Genomic DNA, 17,792 nt, shown 5'->3' with positions numbered 1-17,792 from the left:
TGCGTTTCAGCCGCTGATATAGGATATGAGTCTGACTTAAAACAGATGAAACCGGCAGTTTTTTGCTGCCGGTCTCAAAATTCTATATTCAGGATCAGTTCGCAGCCGGAGTGTCGTCCGGGACAGGCTGCTCGGTGGTTGTGTCTGTTGGTGTCTGTGTATCCTGCCCCGGTTTGAACTGCTGTATGGCTTTTTCAGGATCGGCAGGCAGAAGCTCGACAAGCTGTTCACCAAAAGAATCAAGCATAGGCTTGGATTTGGCATTTGTGACCCATGCAGGCTGGCTTTCTGGAACGAGCCAGTTGAAGAACAGCATCGCAACAACGACCAGCAGAACACCACGGGCCGCACCGAACAGGAAGCCGAGTGTGCGGTCCAGCGCACCAATGCGGCTGTCGATGATAAAATCGGCAATTTTCATGGTGATCAGCGAGACAACAATGAGAACGACAATGAAAACAGCGCCTGCGGCGGCAATCTTCGCAATTGTTTCATTGTTGATATAGGGCTGGAGATAAGGCAGCACCGGCTGGTAAAACAAGTAAGCTGCTGCGGCAGCGGCCGCCCATGAAACCAGCGAAAGCACTTCGCGCGAAAAACCGCGAACCATTGCCAGAACTGCTGAAACCAGCGTTATCCCGAGTAGAATTCCATCAAGTAACGTAATTGGCATTCGGGCCTGTCCTTAATTTATACGCACCGGCATTGCTGCGTGCGGGCAGTCAAGTTTGGAATAGTTTAACAGCGGAAAGTTGACGAAATCTTCCCATGTTAAAACTCATTAATTTCAATGATCTACAGCCTGATGGCGCAAGATCAAGCTTTTTTGCCCGGACCTGAGGCAGCAATGCGCACAACAAGATCGGACAGGGCCGTTGTTTCCATCAGGCCGAAGTTGCGATCTTTCCAGAGTTCGCCCGTTCCACCGGGAACGACTGCCTGTTTAAAACCGAGCTTTTCAGCTTCCTTCAGTCTTTGTACTGCATGTGAGACGGCACGAACAGCACCGGAGAGGCTGATTTCGCCGAAATAAACACTATCTGCAGGCAGGGCAATGCCTGCAATGGATGAAACAAGCGCCGCTGCAACCGCAATATCGGCCGCAGGCTCGCTGATGCGATAGCCACCTGCCACATTGAGATAAACATCATGCTGGCCAAAGCGCACACCGCAATGTGATTCGAGCACGGCCAGAATCATTGCCAAACGGCTTCCATCCCAGCCGACAACAGCGCGGCGCGGCGTTCCGAGCGAGGAAGGCGAGACGAGCGCCTGTATCTCAACCAGAACCGGGCGTGTGCCTTCCATGCCAGCAAAAACGGCAGCACCCGGCGATTTTGCATTGCGCTCACCAAGGAACAGTTCGGAAGGGTTGGAAACCTCACGCAAGCCGCCATCCGACATTTCAAACACGCCGATTTCGTCGGTCGGGCCGAAGCGGTTTTTTACCGTGCGCAAGATACGATATTGATGCCCGCCTTCACCTTCAAAATAAAGAACGCCATCGACCATATGTTCAACCACACGAGGGCCGGCAATCTGGCCTTCCTTGGTGACGTGGCCGACAAGAACAACGGCTGCCCCCGTCTGCTTGGCATAGCGGATCATGGCCTGTGCGGATGAGCGCACTTGCGTGACGGTTCCGGGTGCAGAATCTGCCATATCGGTCCACAATGTCTGGATCGAATCGATAATCACCAGATCAGGGCGCTTGCCATCGGCAACGGTCGCAAGAATGTCTTCGACATTGGTTTCGGCGGCCAGTTCCACAGAGGACGATGCGACGCCCAGACGCTGCGCACGCAGTCTGATCTGCGCGACCGCCTCTTCACCCGATACATAGACAATACGGTGCCCGCGATTGGCGAGTGCTGCGGCCGCCTGTGTCAGAAGGGTTGATTTGCCAATCCCGGGATCGCCGCCAATCAGAATGGCTGAACCGCGTACAAAACCGCCGCCGGTCACGCGATCAAGCTCGGCTATGCCGGAAATGATACGTGGGGCATCCTCGATTTCGCCCGAGAGCGAGGTGAGGGCAACGGCCCGGCCCTTGCGTTTGGACAGCATGGAGCCGGGACCGGAGCCAATACCGCTATTGGTGCCTTCTTCGACGAGTGTGTTCCACTCGCCGCAGGAGTCGCATTTGCCTGCCCAGCGCGTATGAACAGCGCCGCAATTCTGGCAGATAAACTGGATGCGTGCCTTGGCCATCAGGCACGCTCTTCAGGATTGGACAAACTATTCATACTGGTTCGGAATTGCGACCAAAGGAAATATACGGGACTATTCATATTGGTCCGGTATATAAGACCCTTCGGCCAGATCTGCAAATCGCGTGAACTCAGCCTGGAATGCGAGTTTGACAGTGCCGGTTGGTCCGTGACGCTGCTTTGCAATGATCACGTCAGCAGTACCTTTTACTTTTTCAAAGTGCTGCTTCCATTCTTCATATTTTGGATCGAACTCATCGCGTGGTTCGAGATTCTTGACGTAATATTCTTCACGGAACACAAAAAGCACAACGTCGGCGTCCTGCTCGATCGAACCCGATTCACGAAGATCGGAGAGCTGCGGGCGTTTGTCATCGCGGCTTTCCACCTGACGCGAGAGCTGCGAGAGCGCGATGATCGGAACATTGAGTTCCTTGCCAAGCGCTTTGAGACCCGTGGTGATTTCGGTAATTTCCTGCACGCGGTTCTGGGCCGATGCTTTCGATGAGCCGGTCATCAGCTGCACATAGTCGATCACCAGAACATCGAGACCACGCTGTCGCTTCAACCGGCGGGCACGCGCGGCAAGCTGGGCAATCGAGATACCACCGGTCTGATCGATATAAAGCGGAATCTTCTGCATATGCTGCGAGCAGGCAACCAGCTTTTCAAAATCGGATTCGGTGATGTCACCACGGCGAATTTTTGAGGATGAGACTTCCGTTTGCTCGGAAATGATACGTGTTGCGAGCTGTTCTGCCGACATTTCGAGCGAGAAGAAGCCGACAACACCGCCATTTTTGGCTTTAACTGTGCCGTCGCTTTGTTGGTCAGGCTCATAGGAATTGGCAATATTGAAAGCAATATTGGTGGCAAGCGAGGTTTTACCCATGCCCGGACGGCCTGCAAGGATGATAAGATCGGAAGGCTGCAAGCCACCCATCTTGCCATCAAGCGTGTGAATTCCGGTGGAAACGCCTGACAGATGACCATCACGCATGAAAGCAGCATTGGCCATATCGACAGCGGTGGTGACGGCATCTTTAAAGGCCTGAAAACCACCATCATAACGGCCGGTTTCTGCAAGCTCGAACAGACGACGCTCGGCATCTTCGATCTGTTCCTGCGGCGCATTATCGACGGGCGCATCATAGGCAACATTGACCATGTCTTCGCCGATACCGATCAAGGCGCGGCGGGTGGCAAGATCATAGATCGCCCGGCCATAATCCTCAGCATTGATGATGGTTACGGCTTCGGTCGCAAGACGTGCGACATATTGAAAGACAGTCAGATCACCGATCTTGCCTTCATTGGGCAGAAAGGTCTTCATTGTGACCGGATTGGCCATTTTGCCAACACGGATGAGGTCGGTGGCTATCTCATAGATGCGGCGATGCAAAGGCTCGAAGAAATGTGTTGGCTTCAGAAAGTCTGAAACGCGATAAAACGCATCATTATTGATCAGAATAGCGCCCAAAAGTGCCTGTTCCGCTTCAATATTATGAGGTGCTTCACGATAAAGCGTGTCTTTCTGATCACGCGCATCATCAAGTTTGCGTATCGCCGCTTCCGCCATGTCCGTCTTGTCCTGTCCCTGATCTTTTCCAGCTAGCCCTGAAGTGAGGCCAAACGCAATGCAGCCTCACGGTGATTCCGGCTGGAAGTCACAAGCTATACCATGATTCACAGGCATCCACAGTTCATCATTCAATCTTTTGCCACAGCACTTGACGAGAAAAATTCAGGCCTTTGCTCTCCTTTTTGGCGCTTGCACCGCGCTATTGGCGCCTTTGGGTGCACTGTCGAGCCGTTTCAGGCGCTTTTCTTCGGCCTCGATATAATTGCGGGTCAGCGGTACGGCCTCCTGTTTATGGGCAATCTGAATGTGGAAAACCATCATGTTTTGCCAACGGAAGGCACTTTCCGAGGCGGCCAGATAAAACTCCCACATGCGGCAGAAACGTTCATCATAAAGCGCTTTGGCCTCATCGCGTCGCGCCATGAAAGCCAGACGCCATTCTTTGAGTGTTTCCGCATAATGAAGCCGCAGAATTTCAATATCTGTAACATAAAGCCCGGCTTTCTCGATATGGGGCAAGACTTCGGAAAGGGCAGGGATATAGCCGCCGGGGAAGATATATTTGCGGATGAAAGGGTTGGTGGCGCCGGGGCCATCGGCACGGCCAATAGAATGCAGCAGAAACACGCCGTCTTTTTTCAGCAGACGTGCCACATGCTGGAAATATTCTGCGAAGTGGCCAACGCCGACATGTTCAAACATGCCGACCGAAACCAGCCGGTCGAACTGGTCATCAATATTGCGATAGTCGGTCAGTTGAAATTTTGCACGCTCCGCAAGGCCTTCTTCAGCAGCGCGTTGATTGGCGATAGTGTGTTGTTCCTCGGAAAGGGTAACACCAGTAACATCCGCCTTGAAATAACGGGCAAGATAAAGCCCCATGCCGCCCCAGCCGCAGCCGATATCCAGTATTTTGTCACCTTCATTGATGAGCATTTTGGCTGCGATATGCCGCTTTTTGGCGAGCTGTGCTTGCGCAAGCGTTGCATCGGCTGTTTCAAAATAGGCACAGGAATATTGTTTGTCCGGGTCAAGAAACAGATCGTACAGCGCACCCGACAGATCATAATGGCTTTTTATATTGTGTGATGAACGTGTGATATTATTCATCTGCTGAAAGCGGCGAAACAGCACGCGCAACTTTCCGGCTACTTTCATCCAGGGTTCGGTGGCCGCTGTCGGTCCTGTATTTTCAAAGACGATTTTCAGAAGCGTATAAATATCGCCTTCCAGAAAATCGATCTCGCCATCCATAAAACATTCAGCAAGTTTCAGTTCGGGGTTTAAAGCAACGGCGCGTTCTGCATGACGTGTATTGAAACGGATATGGACCGGCTCTCCGGTCTTGTCCCCATAACGCTGCAGTTTACCACTTGAATCAGTAACCGTCAGATCCCCGCTTTGTATCATATGCGAAAGAACGGTACGCAGCATTCTATACATCGGCCCCATCTCCTATTTAGAGCGCCGTGTGTCTGAAGGAGGCACAAAAGGCGCTCTAATTTCCAGTTTCGCAACCTGCTTTCCAAACTCTGAAACGAATTTGGAAACCATAATCCATCAGGATTGAAGTTGGCGCAAACATCAATGTGAACCTGTGGCAGCCGGCCTGTTGCCGTAATAAAAGCCGCGCTGTCCGTAGCTTTCAGACTATTCCCCGTCGGTCGATTGGCCTTTGGCTATTCATCTGAACAAGCACAGATGTCTCCGTCAGTCCCCTCTCCAATCCTATACTAATATATAGAATAGGGAGATTCGCGGATCTGAAAAGAGAAAATGCCCGGCGGAGACCACCGGGCATCATCATATAAAGTTTACCACCATGGGAATGCCCTTTGTTCAAGGCTGGCATTCCTTGGCTGGGAGACGGCTGATTAAGCCTGATCTTCTGCTTCTTCGTCTTCGTCGAAGATTTCTTCAGCAAGAGGTTCTTCTTCAATGCCGTAGATAGCTTCGATCGAGGTCAGGTCTTCACCCTTGGCCTGACGTTCGGCTTCTTCAGTCGAGCGGGCGATGTTTACAGAAACTGTAACTTCGACTTCAGGGTGCAGGGAAATGACGATTTCATGAATGCCAATTGCCTTGATCGGCTGCTTCAGTTCAACCTGGTTGCGGTGCAGGTTGAAACCGTTTGCAGTGATGATGTCAGCGATATCGCGGGTCGAAACCGAACCGTAGAGCTGACCTGTTTCACCAGCCGAACGAACAACGATGAAGGATTCACCATTGAGCTTGGCTGCAACGGCTTCAGCTTCGTTCTTGCGTTCGAGGTTCTGGGCTTCGAGCTGTGCGCGCTGGCCTTCAAACTTCTTGCGGTTGGCTTCGTTGGCACGAAGAGCCTTGCCCTGCGGCAGAAGGAAGTTACGGGCAAAGCCGTCCTTGACCTTTACAGTGTCGCCCATCTGACCAAGGCGCGCGATGCGTTCCAGAAGAATAACGTCCATTTGAGTTTCCTTTCGAGATTTAAATATGGATTTACTGGTTGTCGGCTTCCGGTATTTTCGAAATTGGCGCTCCGCGCGATGTATCGAAAAGGCCGAATACCATGAAGACAAAAAGCAGGAATGCGAAGAGTATGATCGCTACATAAACAAGCCAGAGCGCGACCGGGCGCCATGGTTTGCCACGAGTACGATGATGGAAAGTTGCAAGACCGGCCATCATGAAGCCGGCGCTCAGAGCACCAACCACGACCGTTGCAACAAGACCGGCAGTGCCCGGCAAAAATGCAACCGCAAGCGCAATCGCAAGAACCAGCAGTGCCGGACGGGGCATGCGCATGGTTGCTGGCCAATCATCGCGCGGTCGGCGCAAACGGCCTGAAAGAGCCGTCAGGCGCAGCGCCAGATAGAAATTGCCAACCAGAATAGCAAGAGAAACAGCAGGCTGAATGGCCGGTACCGCAATTGCGAGCATTGCACTGGTATTCTGACGCATTTCGTCAGAGGCGACGAATTGCGGATCGGCAGCCGAAAGCGCATCGATTGCCGAATTGGCCATAAGGGTAGCCATTTCGGGGCCAAAGCCAATAATTGCACCAATCACCACGCAGCTTGCTGCAATGAACAGCGACAGACGGAAAACAATATCCGAAAGCGGATACCAGACCATCACGTCTTTTGGCCCGCCAAGTTCTGACGCAGGGCGGGCAAGACCCGAGAGATAAGATCCGGTTGCAGCAGGCGCATAGCTTGTCAGCGCCATGAGCAATGCAGCCATGGGGGACGCAACAATGCCGACTGCAATGGTGGCGCATGAAGCTGCCACAAGCCCTGCGCTCGAACCCCAGCCGAAAGCCGCAACAAAAATCGGCAATGGCGTCAGGAAATAAAGAACCACTGCCATGCCGGACTGGACCAGAACGCCAGACGACATCAAGGCCGAGGCAAGCCCCGCCAGAATGCCAACGCCAATAATGGTTCCATTGAATTTCATAAATTCGCTGTCCTGCCCCGGCTGTTCCGGTTTTGCAGTTAGAGGTGCGGACAAGGTCACGTGCACCCCAACTCGGGATTTTAAGTGCTCCGGCTGCGCCCATCGCATCCGGGAAGAAATGCGAGGCGGCATGATCGCCGCCTCGCAAAAATTCTTACTTCACAACATATGGAAGCAGGCCGAGGAAGCGGGCACGCTTGATCGCCTTGGCGAGTTCACGCTGCTTCTTCTGGCTGACAGCCGTAATACGCGAAGGAACGATCTTGCCACGTTCCGAAATGTAACGCTGCAGGAGCTTGATGTCCTTGTAGTCGATCTTCGGTGCATTTGGACCTGTAAAAGGGCAGGTCTTGCGACGACGATGGAAAGGACGACGGGTTGGGATCTGATTGATATCAACCATGATTATGCTCCTTCGCCAGCTTCGTTGTCACGTGGACGACGTGGGCCACGATCGCCGCGATCACTATTGCGGTCGAAACCGCCTTCACGTGGGCGACGTGGGCCGCGGTCATCACCATCACGCTCACGACGTTCGTCGCGGCGCGAAAGCATTGCCGACTGGCCTTCTTCGTGTTCTTCAACGCGGATGGTCATGAAACGAAGAACGTCTTCGTTGATACGCATCTGGCGTTCCATTTCAGCAACGGCTGCTGCCGGTGCGTCAATGTTGACGAGCGTGTAATACGCCTTGCGATTCTTCTTGATGCGGTAGGTGAGGGGACGAAGACCCCAGTTTTCAACCTTACCGACCTTGCCGCCATTAGCTTCGAGGACACCCTTGTACTGTTCGACGAGAGCGTCGACCTGCTGCTGGGAAATGTCCTGGCGGGCAAGAAGCACATGTTCATAAAGAGCCATTGGCTTTGCCTTTCTTCTGTTACACACTACCGGCACTAACGGCTAAGCCTCTGCGACTTCTCTTAGACCGGAAAACCGGGAAGAAAGGACGCTTGGGTAAAGACAATCGAGAGCGGAGACACGGGAGGCAGAAGCACTTACGACTTCCACATGCTTTCTCACATTTAATGGTGAAGAAGGCACGACCCTCCGTTCAGCCCCCAGCTAATGCCAGTAACGAACGGGCGCTCAATACGTGCTTTTCCCCGGATTTGCAAGCGCTGTGATCTGCAAAAATCCACAAATACTTGACTTTTCAACCCATGCTGGGGCACATCGCGAGAAATTATTATATAAAAGAGGCATTCATGGCGGTAGCATTTACCTTTCCCGGACAGGGCAGCCAGGCAGTTGGCATGGGCAAGGCCCTTGCTGAGCAATTCGCTGAAGCACGTGCTGTTTTTGAGGAAGTGGACGAAGCACTGGGCGAAAAGCTTTCAAGCGTCATGTTTGAAGGGCCGGAAGATGTTCTGACGCTTACTGCCAATGCACAGCCTGCCTTGATGGCTGTTTCCATTGCCACGCTGCGCGTCATGGAAGCGCAGGGCTTTTCATTGAAAGACAAGGTTGCTTATGTCGCCGGCCATTCGCTTGGCGAATATTCGGCTCTTTGCGCCGCAGGGACTTTTTCGCTGGCCGATACTGCCCGTCTTTTGCGCATTCGCGGCAATGCGATGCAAAAGGCTGTGCCGGTCGGTGAAGGTGCCATGGCTGCAATCATCGGTCTTGAACATAGTGATGTCGAAGCAATTTGTGCTGAGGCAAAAACTTCTGGCCCGGTTCAGATTGCCAATGATAATGGCGGCGGTCAGCTTGTGATCTCCGGCGCAAAGGCGGCTGTCGAACTGGCAGCCTCGGTTGCTTCCGAAAAAGGCGCCAAGCGTGCAATCATGTTGCCGGTCTCCGCACCATTTCATTCGACGCTGATGGCGCCTGCGGCTGATGCGATGCGTGAAGCGCTTAGCTCTGTTGAAAAGCACAATCCGGTTGTGCCGCTTATTGCCAATGTGCGTGCTGTACCTGTGCGTGATGCCAATGAAATCGCTGATCTGCTGGTTGAGCAGGTGACAGGTCAGGTGCGCTGGCGCGAAACGGTTGAATGGTTTGCCGCAAATGATGTTACAACGCTTTATGAAATAGGTTCAGGCAAGGTTCTGACAGGTTTGGCGCGACGCATCTCCCGAGATGTGAGCGGCGTAACCGTTGGTTCGGCTGAAGAAATAGCTGCAGCACTTGCTGCGTTGAATAGCTAAGGGATCCCATATGTTTGATCTGACTGGCCGCAAGGCTCTTGTAACCGGTGCGACCGGGGGCTTAGGCGAAGCAATTGCACGCGCTCTTCATGCGCAGGGTGCTATCGTTGGCCTGCACGGCACACGCGAAGAAAAGCTGAAAGAACTGGCTGCTGAGCTGGGCGAGCGCACTTTCATCTTCCCGGCCAATCTTTCCGACCGCGAAGCTGTTAAAGCGCTCGGTCAGAAGGCTGAGGAAGATATGGGCGGCATCGACATTCTGGTCAACAATGCCGGTATCACCCGCGATGGCCTTTTTGTGCGCATGAGCGATGAAGACTGGGATGCAGTTCTTAATGTTAATTTGACGTCTGTATTTAACCTGACGCGCGAAGTGACGCATCCGATGATGCGTCGTCGCAAGGGTCGTATCATCAATATCACATCGATTGTTGGCGTAACGGGCAATCCGGGACAGGCAAATTATTGTGCATCGAAAGCTGGTCTGATCGGCTTCTCGAAATCGCTGGCACAGGAAATTGCAAGCCGCAATGTGACTGTGAACTGCATTGCGCCGGGCTTTATCGAATCGGCCATGACCGACAAGCTCAATGAGAAGCAGAAAGACGCAATCATGAGCAATATTCCCATGAAGCGCATGGGTGTTGGTAGTGAAATTGCGGCTGCTGTGGTTTATCTTGCAAGCGATGAAGCTGCATATGTTACAGGTCAGACGCTGCACATCAATGGTGGCATGGCCATGATTTAAAAGCTCTTCGCTAGCTTTTAAATCAGTATTTTACGGTATAAAAAGTCTTAAAGTCGGGTGGTAGAAACCAAAATGCGCTTTGCCTTGCTCAAGAAGCATGGTAATGCGCCCGACGAGAGTTTCGGTGTTTCGTTTGTGAAATGCCGTTATCCTGTTCCGCAAGGAATATCCACAGGGTGACTGTCAGGCGAGTAAACTCGAAACTTGGCAGACATCTTATAACTTGATTACAATCATGCATGCCGCTAACCAAGGCAGAGCAAATTAACAACAGGTCGAGGTTCCGACATGAGCGATACCGCAGAGCGCGTCAAGAAAATCGTTGTTGAGCATCTGGGTGTAGATGCTGACAAGGTCACAGAAGGTGCAAGCTTCATCGATGATCTTGGTGCAGACAGCCTCGACACCGTCGAGCTGGTCATGGCTTTCGAAGAAGAATTTGGCGTTGAAATTCCTGACGACGCTGCAGAAACGATCCTCACGGTCGGCGACGCTGTGAAGTTCATCGATAAGGCTTCTGCCTGATCTGAGCTACAGGGGCTGGGATTCTTCCGAATCCCGGCCCTGCTTGTCTTCTCTTTGAAGGCACTGAATTATCATGACCGGGAAAGCCCTGACTGGCTTTTGGCAGATTGCAGCCCGGTGACAGGACAGTCCGGTAACAGGGCCGCCCGGTAACAGGATTGAGCATTGGCCGTATGAGGCGCGTATCGCCTGCGGGATGTCTCCAACGAAACCTATCAAATCTAAGGGGTGAATATGAGGCGTGTCGTCATCACTGGTCTTGGTCTGGTGTCACCGCTGGCAAGCGGTGTCGAAGAGACCTGGAAGCGTCTTATTGCCAGTGAAAGCGGTGCTCGCCGCGTCACGGAATTTGAAGTCGATGATCTGCCGTGCCAGATCGCCTGCCGTATCCCTCTTGGCGATGGTACCAATGGTACTTTTAATCCTGATCTCCATATGGAGCCAAAGGAACAGCGCAAGGTCGATCCGTTCATTGTCTATGCTGTTGGCGCTGCCGATCAGGCTCTGGATGATGCCAACTGGCACCCGCAAAGCGATGAAGATCAGGTTCGCACCGGCGTTCTGATCGGTTCCGGTATTGGCGGTATCGAAGGCATTGTGGAAGCGGGCTATACGCTTCGTGACAAAGGTCCGCGCCGTATTTCACCATTCTTCATTCCGGGTCGTTTGATCAATCTGGCTTCCGGCCATGTTTCGATCAAGCACAAGCTGCGCGGCCCGAACCATTCGGTAGTTACCGCTTGCGCAACCGGCACACATGCCATTGGCGATGCTGCCCGTCTGATTGCTTTTGGCGATGCGGATGTGATGGTCGCCGGTGGTACAGAATCGCCGGTCAGCCGTATTTCGCTTGCAGGTTTTGCTGCCTGCAAGACGTTGTCCACCAAGCGCAACGACGATCCGACCGCAGCGTCGCGTCCTTATGATATTGATCGCGACGGTTTTGTCATGGGTGAGGGTGCCGGTGTTGTGGTGCTCGAAGAGCTGGAACATGCTTTGGCACGTGGTGCGAAGATTTATGCTGAAGTGGTTGGCTATGGCCTGTCGGGCGATGCTTATCACATCACGGCTCCAACCGAGAACGGTGAAGGTGCAGAGCGCTGCATGGTCGCAGCATTGAAGCGTGCAGACATTACCCCTGACCAGCTTGATTATATCAATGCCCACGGCACTTCGACCATGGCGGATACGATTGAACTGGGTGCGGTTGAGCGCGTAGTCGGTGATGCAGCTTCAAAGATATCCATGTCGTCGACCAAGTCGTCGATTGGTCATCTTCTTGGTGCTGCTGGCGCTGCGGAAGCGATTTTCTCAACACTGGCAATTCGTGATAATATTGCTCCGCCAACGCTTAATCTCGACAATCCGGCCGTTGAAACGAAAATCGATCTGGTGCCGCGCAAGGCGCGTGAACGAAAAATCGATGTGGCCTTGTCGAATTCATTCGGCTTTGGCGGCACCAATGCATCGCTGGTTCTGCGCCGTTATTCATAAGATTTAATGCGCTGAAAATCAGACTAATTTAAAAACGCGGGGATTTCTCCGCGTTTTTGTCAAAATGTGACCCGATATCATATTTAAAATTTCCAATTATGTTTAGTATTGCTCTACACAATAATATTGATTTGGATGCCGTTTCACGCGGATGAGAGCAAAAGAGTGAAGACAGGACGACTTGAAAAAGTTGGATCCGATGCACTCTAAAGACGAGGTAGTCGAGTGACGACAGAGGAAAAAGCGGGAAGCAATTCCGTCCAACAGCCGCCGCAGGATAATACGCCGTCTTCTGCGACGCCGGAAGAAGTTGTAGCCGCCAAGCCTTTTGTTCCTAAATCAGCCTCGGAAGCGCTTCGCCCGGAGCCGGGCACGCCTCCGCCGCGCAAGCGTTCGCGTCATGCCCGAAGCCAGATCGTCGTTTTTATGAACTTCATGCTGTCTTTGCTTGTGCTGGTTTTGATTGGTGCTTCGGCGCTATTTTATTTTGGCAAGGTCCAGTTTGATGCGACCGGTCCTTTGACTGCCCAAACGACTTTCCTCGTAAAACGTGGTGCTGGAGTTTCGGAAGTGTCAAACAGTCTCGAAAATCGCGGGATTGTCACTGATGCGCGTATTTTCCGCTATGGCATGCGTGCTTACGGCCATGAAAATGATCTGAAGGCGGGTGAATATGCCATCCCTGCCGGTTCCACCATGCGCGATGTGATGAATATCCTCATCAGCGGCAAGTCGATCATGTATCCGCTGACTATTCCTGAAGGATTGACCGTCAAGCAGGTGTTCGACCGTATTGCGGCTGATCCGATACTTGTCGGCGATATGCCAAAAGAAATGCCTGCGGAAGGTACACTTTTCACCGATACGCTTAATTTCACACGTGGCACCACACGCGAAGAAATCATCAATCGCATGATCGCTTCACAGCAGAAACTGATTGATGAAACCTGGGCCAAACGCCGCCCTGATCTTCCGATCAAGGACAAGAACGAATTCGTCACACTGGCTTCCATTGTTGAGAAGGAAACGGGTATTGCATCGGAACGTCCGCATGTGGCGTCTGTTTTCGTCAATCGCCTCAAGAAGGGCATGCGTATCCAGTCTGATCCGACCATTATCTATGGTCTGTTCGGTGGTGCAGGCAAACCCTCTGATCGCCCGATTTTCAAATCGGACATTGAGAAGCCAACGCCATATAATACCTATGTGATTAACGGCCTTCCGCCGACACCGATTGCCAATCCGGGTCGTGCCGCCCTTGAAGCGGTAGCCAATCCGCTTGATACCGAAGATCTCTATTTCGTTGCGGACGGTACCGGCGGGCATGTCTTTGCCAAAACCTTGGCTGAACACAATGCCAATGTGCGTAAATGGCGTGCAGTTGAGCAGGAAAAAAACCAGCAACAACAGCAAAATACTGGCCAGTAATTGGGCCAGTATTATTGGCTGATTTAGTTAGTAACGGACTTTGATTTCGCGTGAAGGAAAAAAGATATGGCGCTCCAGAGTATGACAGGGTTTGCGCGCCACGCGATACAGTATGGTGCCGCTGATAATGAAGCGCGGATTGTATGGGAAGTGCGCTCCGTCAATGGTAAGGGGCTGGATCTGAGATTGCGTTTGCCACAGGGGCTGGAAGGGGTTGAACATGCGGTTCGCTCTCTTCAGGCACGCTATTTCTCGCGCGGCAATTTTCAGGCAAGCCTCAGCGTTGAGCGAGCAGAAGCGCAGGCAGGTTTTGTAATCAATCAGGCGATGCTGGATGAAGTGCTGAAGCTTGGTGCCGAGCTGCAAGCCAGGCACGGACTTGCACCCGCAAGCGTTGACGGCATTCTTTCCTTGCGCGGCATCATTGATCAGGCACAGGTGAGCGAAGACGAAAATGCACGCGCGGGTCTCGAAGCCGCTGTTGTCGCCGCCTTTGAAGGTGCGCTAAAGGCGATTGCAGAAGCACGTATCCACGAAGGTCAGTCGCTTTTCGCCATTCTGTCCGGCCATGTCGATACGATCGGGCATCTGACATTAAAAGCGCGTAACGATCCATCACGCAGCATCGATTCTATTCGCACTAAGCTGGGAAACCAGCTTGCGCTGCTTATGGAAACAGGGCGTGATCTCGATGAAGCACGGCTTTATCAGGAAGCAGCGTTTCTTGCGACCAAGGCAGATATTCAGGAAGAGCTGGACCGGCTGGAAACCCATGTTTCTTCTGCCAGAAAGCTGCTTTCCGATGGCGGGCCAATCGGACGCAAGCTTGATTTTCTTTCACAGGAATTTAATCGCGAAGCAAATACATTGTGTTCCAAGTCGAATGCAGCATCGATCACGGCAATTGGCCTTGAGCTGAAAGCAGTTGTTGATCAGTTTCGCGAACAGGTACAGAATCTGGAGTAACGGAAAATGGCCATATCTTCGGTCGAAAATGGCATTGCACGTCGCGGTCTCATGGTGGTGATTTCATCGCCCTCTGGTGCTGGAAAATCCACTATAGCCCGGCAATTGCTGAGCGATACGGATATGAATCTTTCGCTTTCCGTCTCCGTTACCACGCGTGAACGTCGTCCAAGCGAAATTGAAGGGGTTCATTACCACTTCATCAGCAAACGTGAATTTGAGCGCCGCCGCGACAATGACGAGCTGATCGAATGGGCAGAAGTGCATGGCAATTTCTATGGCACGCTGCGTCAGACTGCCGAGGAAGCGCTGGCCGATGGCAAGGACATGCTTTTTGACATCGACTGGCAGGGAGCCGAGCAATTACAGGCCAAAATGCCTGCCGATGTGGTATCGATTTTCATTCTGCCGCCAACCATGCGCGAATTGCAGAACCGCCTTAACCGCCGCGCAGAAGATGCAGCGGATGTGATTGAAACCCGTTTGCAGAATGCGCGGTTTGAAATTCAGAAATGGGCGAAATACGATTATATCGTTATCAATGAAGACCTTCAGCGCTCTTATGCCGGTATCAAGGGTATCATCATTGCCGAGCGCCTGCGCCGCGATCGCCGCCCTGGACTTTTTGAGTTCGTCGAAGGCCTTCTGGAAGAAAATCCTGAGGCTTAGAGCGCTCCAGTTAAACGCAGAGCTAAAGCATGTTGTCTATATACCATGCTTCAACTCTTTGTTTTTCGGCGGATTATTTTAGTCGATCAGTATAAGGATCACATCAACCACAGCCAGTATGAACAAAAGCGCTATCATGGTTGCGGCAGCTATCACCATCATACGCTTTTGTCGGGGGCGCTTTTCTGGCTGCTTTTCGCTCAAGTGATAAGCTGTTTCAGGCATGGTCTCCTCCGGCTTGATCATTCCTTCAAGTTTTAACCTTATACCAATCAGACTGCCGTGCCGCCAACAGTCATTTGATCCATGCGCAGATGTGGCTGGCCAACACCGACCGGAACCCATTGTCCGCCCTTGCCGCAATTGCCTGAGCCGGTATCAAGTTTCATATCATTGCCGATCATCGAAATGCGCTGCATGGCATCCGGGCCATTGCCGATCAGCATCGCGCCCTTGATTGGTGCGCCGATCTTGCCGTCTTCGATCATATAGGCTTCCGTGCAACCGAACACGAACTTGCCCGAGGTGATATCAACCTGGCCGCCACCAAAGGAAACGGCATAAATGCCTTTCTTCATGGAGGCGATAATCTCTTCCGGCGTTTTGTCGCCCGAGAGCATATAGGTATTGGTCATGCGCGGCATCGGTGCATGTGCATAGGATTCACGCCGCCCGTTGCCCGTGGCTTCCATCCCCATCAGGCGTGCATTTTGTCGGTCCTGCATGTAATTGACGAGTTTGCCATCTTCAATCAGCACCGTGCGATTGGTTGGTGTGCCTTCATCATCGATGGTGAGTGAACCGCGACGCTCCGGGATTGTGCCGTCATCGACGACAGTTACGCCTTTTGAAGCGACCTGCTGACCGAGCAGCCCGGCAAAGGCGGAGGTCTTTTTGCGGTTAAAATCGCCTTCAAGCCCGTGGCCCACAGCCTCATGCAGCATGACACCGGGCCAGCCATTGCCCAGCACAATATCGTAAGTGCCGGCAGGGGCGGGGATAGCTTCGAGATTTACCAATGCCTGACGCAGCGCTTCATCCGCAACGCTTTGCCAGCTTTCTGTGGTGATGAAATCACCAAAGCCCTTGCGCCCGCCCAGCGTGTGTGAACCCGATTCCTGCCGCTCGCCATTGCCTGCAACGACCGAAACACTCAGCCGCACCATTGGGCGGATATCGCGCACGAAATGGCCGTCAGCACGTAGAATTTCCACCTGTTGCCATGAGCCTGCGATGGAAACCGAAACCTGCCGCACTTTCGGGTCTTTGGCGCGTAGATAGGCATCAATCTTTTGCAAAAGCTGAACCTTTGCATCAAATGTCGGTGAGCCGATTGGATTTTCATCTGTATAAAGATGACGATTGGTGCCAGCAGGTGCTGCCCTGTAGCTGCCGCTATGACCGCTCAATGTGGCGGAAACCGCATCGGACGCACGCTTGAGAGCGGCAAGCGACATCTCACCTGCATGGGCATAACCGATCGCTTCACCGGCCACGGCACGCAGGCCAAAGCCCTGATCCTGATTGAATGAACCCGTCTTGAGGCGGCCATTGTCGAAGACAAGTGCTTCCGCCTCACGATATTCCATGAACAATTCACCATCATCGCTGCCTTTCAGGCTTTGCGAGACAAGACGTTCAATATCGTCACGGTTCACGTCGAAACTATCGATCAGGCTTTTCATAAAAATAATCCTGCAGCATGTGTTTGCCACAGGATGTAAGCGCTAAATCGGTTGAGAACAACCTTAAACCATGCCACAAAAACCGGAGACCGGTTTTTCGATAACGGCATGCATATAATAAACGACTGGAGCGCCGTTTATGGCAATGCGTCGAAGCCTTCAGCAAAACCCGTCAAATCAACAGGAATGCCAACGCCTTCTTCCGGGGTCTGGAAGACAATGAATGTTGCAGACTTGCCGTTGCGGAATGTGTTGAGCAGGTCATCTTCCAGGATCACTTCTGCATAGCAGCCGTCTTCAAAGCAGCGCACGAAATAAGCGCGGCCAATATCCTTGCCGTCAACATTCAATCCAAGACCATTGGGCAATAATACGCCAAGCGGTGCAAGAACGCGCAGGATACGGGCTTTGTTGTCGGCAGTTTTGAGAACGACGACCGAAAGACCGAGTTCAGGGCGCTTTGCAGCAACCACATTTTGAATGAGTGCGCATTGCTCGGTCTTGGCACCGGCTGGCGTGTCGCAAAGGATCGCCCATGGGCCGTGCTGGGATTTGAGCGTGCCACTTTGCTGCGGTGTAGAAGGCGACTGGCCCGATTCCTGCTGTGCGGCGGGCGCAGGCAGCTGCGCCGGCGTCTGCTGTGCAAGCGATGGCAAACTTAGCGCAGAAAGAACCAAAGCTGCACCCGTTGCAATGGTGGCAAGAGTGGTAAGGCGCTGGAAAAGCGGGCGGCGGGTGGATGGGCGGAAAATCATGAAATCTCCAGATCGAATCACCGGGACGTTATCCTTAGAAACACGCGATGAAAAGCTGTTGTCGCTTCCGCACCATGTTTCAACGGCTTTGCCAGTATCGCATCGAGGATACGTCCTGATCAGTTGCAGCCATTATCATGTG

18 protein-coding genes are annotated in these 17,792 nt (G+C 52.7%); 7 read left to right on the top strand and 11 right to left on the bottom strand.

Annotated features, from left to right (window positions below; genetic code table 11):
• Nucleotides 1-94 precede the first annotated feature (94 nt).
• From FHY56_RS05725 to rpsF, 8 genes are all read right to left on the bottom strand, one after another.
• Complete coding sequence (locus FHY56_RS05725) at nucleotides 95-673, bottom strand: CvpA family protein (RefSeq protein WP_140904210.1); 579 nt, start codon at nucleotides 671-673, stop codon at nucleotides 95-97.
• 143 nt (nucleotides 674-816) lie between these two features.
• Entirely contained in the window at nucleotides 817-2,211 is a 1,395-nt protein-coding gene (gene radA, locus FHY56_RS05720; RefSeq protein ID WP_140904209.1) for a DNA repair protein RadA, read from the bottom strand.
• 72 nt (nucleotides 2,212-2,283) lie between these two features.
• On the bottom strand, nucleotides 2,284-3,789 hold the full coding sequence (locus tag FHY56_RS05715) for a replicative DNA helicase (RefSeq protein WP_140904208.1): 1,506 nt from the start codon (nucleotides 3,787-3,789) through the stop codon (nucleotides 2,284-2,286).
• 165 nt (nucleotides 3,790-3,954) lie between these two features.
• Complete coding sequence (locus FHY56_RS05710; RefSeq protein WP_140904207.1) at nucleotides 3,955-5,235, bottom strand: SAM-dependent methyltransferase; 1,281 nt, start codon at nucleotides 5,233-5,235, stop codon at nucleotides 3,955-3,957.
• A gap of 431 nt (nucleotides 5,236-5,666) precedes the next feature.
• Nucleotides 5,667-6,236, bottom strand: a complete 570-nt coding sequence (rplI, locus tag FHY56_RS05705) for a 50S ribosomal protein L9 (RefSeq protein ID WP_140904206.1) — start codon at nucleotides 6,234-6,236, stop codon at nucleotides 5,667-5,669.
• A gap of 31 nt (nucleotides 6,237-6,267) precedes the next feature.
• Nucleotides 6,268-7,227, bottom strand: a complete 960-nt coding sequence (locus tag FHY56_RS05700) for a DUF2232 domain-containing protein (protein ID WP_140904370.1) — start codon at nucleotides 7,225-7,227, stop codon at nucleotides 6,268-6,270.
• A gap of 154 nt (nucleotides 7,228-7,381) precedes the next feature.
• Nucleotides 7,382-7,630: a 30S ribosomal protein S18 gene (rpsR, locus tag FHY56_RS05695; RefSeq protein WP_022712184.1), complete on the bottom strand. Its 249-nt coding sequence runs from the start codon at nucleotides 7,628-7,630 to the stop codon at nucleotides 7,382-7,384.
• 2 nt (nucleotides 7,631-7,632) lie between these two features.
• Nucleotides 7,633-8,088 (bottom strand): 30S ribosomal protein S6, encoded by a 456-nt coding sequence (gene rpsF, locus FHY56_RS05690; protein ID WP_140904205.1) that lies wholly within the window; start codon nucleotides 8,086-8,088, stop codon nucleotides 7,633-7,635.
• A gap of 347 nt (nucleotides 8,089-8,435) precedes the next feature.
• On the opposite strand from rpsF, the gene fabD reads away from it, so the two are divergent.
• From fabD to gmk, 7 genes are all read left to right on the top strand, one after another.
• A complete protein-coding gene (gene fabD / locus FHY56_RS05680; RefSeq protein ID WP_140904204.1) occupies nucleotides 8,436-9,380 on the top strand; it encodes an ACP S-malonyltransferase in 945 nt (314 codons plus the stop codon).
• Nucleotides 9,381-9,390: 10 nt separating this feature from the next.
• Nucleotides 9,391-10,128 (top strand): 3-oxoacyl-[acyl-carrier-protein] reductase, encoded by a 738-nt coding sequence (gene fabG / locus FHY56_RS05675; RefSeq protein WP_140904203.1) that lies wholly within the window; start codon nucleotides 9,391-9,393, stop codon nucleotides 10,126-10,128.
• A gap of 288 nt (nucleotides 10,129-10,416) precedes the next feature.
• Nucleotides 10,417-10,653 carry an acyl carrier protein gene (locus FHY56_RS05665; protein ID WP_002963616.1) on the top strand — a complete coding sequence of 79 codons (237 nt, stop codon included), beginning with the start codon at nucleotides 10,417-10,419 and terminating at the stop codon, nucleotides 10,651-10,653.
• 234 nt (nucleotides 10,654-10,887) lie between these two features.
• Complete coding sequence (gene fabF / locus FHY56_RS05660; RefSeq protein ID WP_140904202.1) at nucleotides 10,888-12,147, top strand: beta-ketoacyl-ACP synthase II; 1,260 nt, start codon at nucleotides 10,888-10,890, stop codon at nucleotides 12,145-12,147.
• 225 nt (nucleotides 12,148-12,372) lie between these two features.
• A complete protein-coding gene (gene mltG, locus FHY56_RS05655) occupies nucleotides 12,373-13,575 on the top strand; it encodes an endolytic transglycosylase MltG (RefSeq protein WP_140904201.1) in 1,203 nt (400 codons plus the stop codon).
• A gap of 66 nt (nucleotides 13,576-13,641) precedes the next feature.
• The gene (locus tag FHY56_RS05650; protein ID WP_140904200.1) at nucleotides 13,642-14,541 is read left to right on the top strand and encodes a YicC/YloC family endoribonuclease; all 900 of its coding nucleotides are present in this window, start codon (nucleotides 13,642-13,644) and stop codon (nucleotides 14,539-14,541) included.
• A gap of 6 nt (nucleotides 14,542-14,547) precedes the next feature.
• Nucleotides 14,548-15,210 (top strand): guanylate kinase, encoded by a 663-nt coding sequence (gene gmk, locus FHY56_RS05645; RefSeq protein ID WP_140904199.1) that lies wholly within the window; start codon nucleotides 14,548-14,550, stop codon nucleotides 15,208-15,210.
• Nucleotides 15,211-15,288: 78 nt separating this feature from the next.
• Here gmk and FHY56_RS17775 read toward each other — a convergent pair whose 3' ends face one another.
• The 3 genes from FHY56_RS17775 to FHY56_RS05635 form a co-directional block, all read right to left on the bottom strand.
• On the bottom strand, nucleotides 15,289-15,435 hold the full coding sequence (locus FHY56_RS17775) for a hypothetical protein (RefSeq protein WP_158447740.1): 147 nt from the start codon (nucleotides 15,433-15,435) through the stop codon (nucleotides 15,289-15,291).
• 47 nt (nucleotides 15,436-15,482) lie between these two features.
• Nucleotides 15,483-16,895 (bottom strand): metalloprotease TldD, encoded by a 1,413-nt coding sequence (gene tldD / locus FHY56_RS05640; RefSeq protein ID WP_140904198.1) that lies wholly within the window; start codon nucleotides 16,893-16,895, stop codon nucleotides 15,483-15,485.
• Between the two features lie 137 nt (nucleotides 16,896-17,032).
• Nucleotides 17,033-17,650 (bottom strand): invasion associated locus B family protein, encoded by a 618-nt coding sequence (locus tag FHY56_RS05635; protein ID WP_140904197.1) that lies wholly within the window; start codon nucleotides 17,648-17,650, stop codon nucleotides 17,033-17,035.
• Between the last annotated feature and the right edge of the window lie 142 nt (nucleotides 17,651-17,792).

The organism is Brucella gallinifaecis, assembly GCF_006476605.1.
In the GTDB taxonomy this organism is placed as follows: Bacteria; Pseudomonadota; Alphaproteobacteria; order Rhizobiales; family Rhizobiaceae; genus Brucella; species Brucella gallinifaecis.
This window is presented reverse-complemented; position numbering and strand designations above follow the sequence as displayed.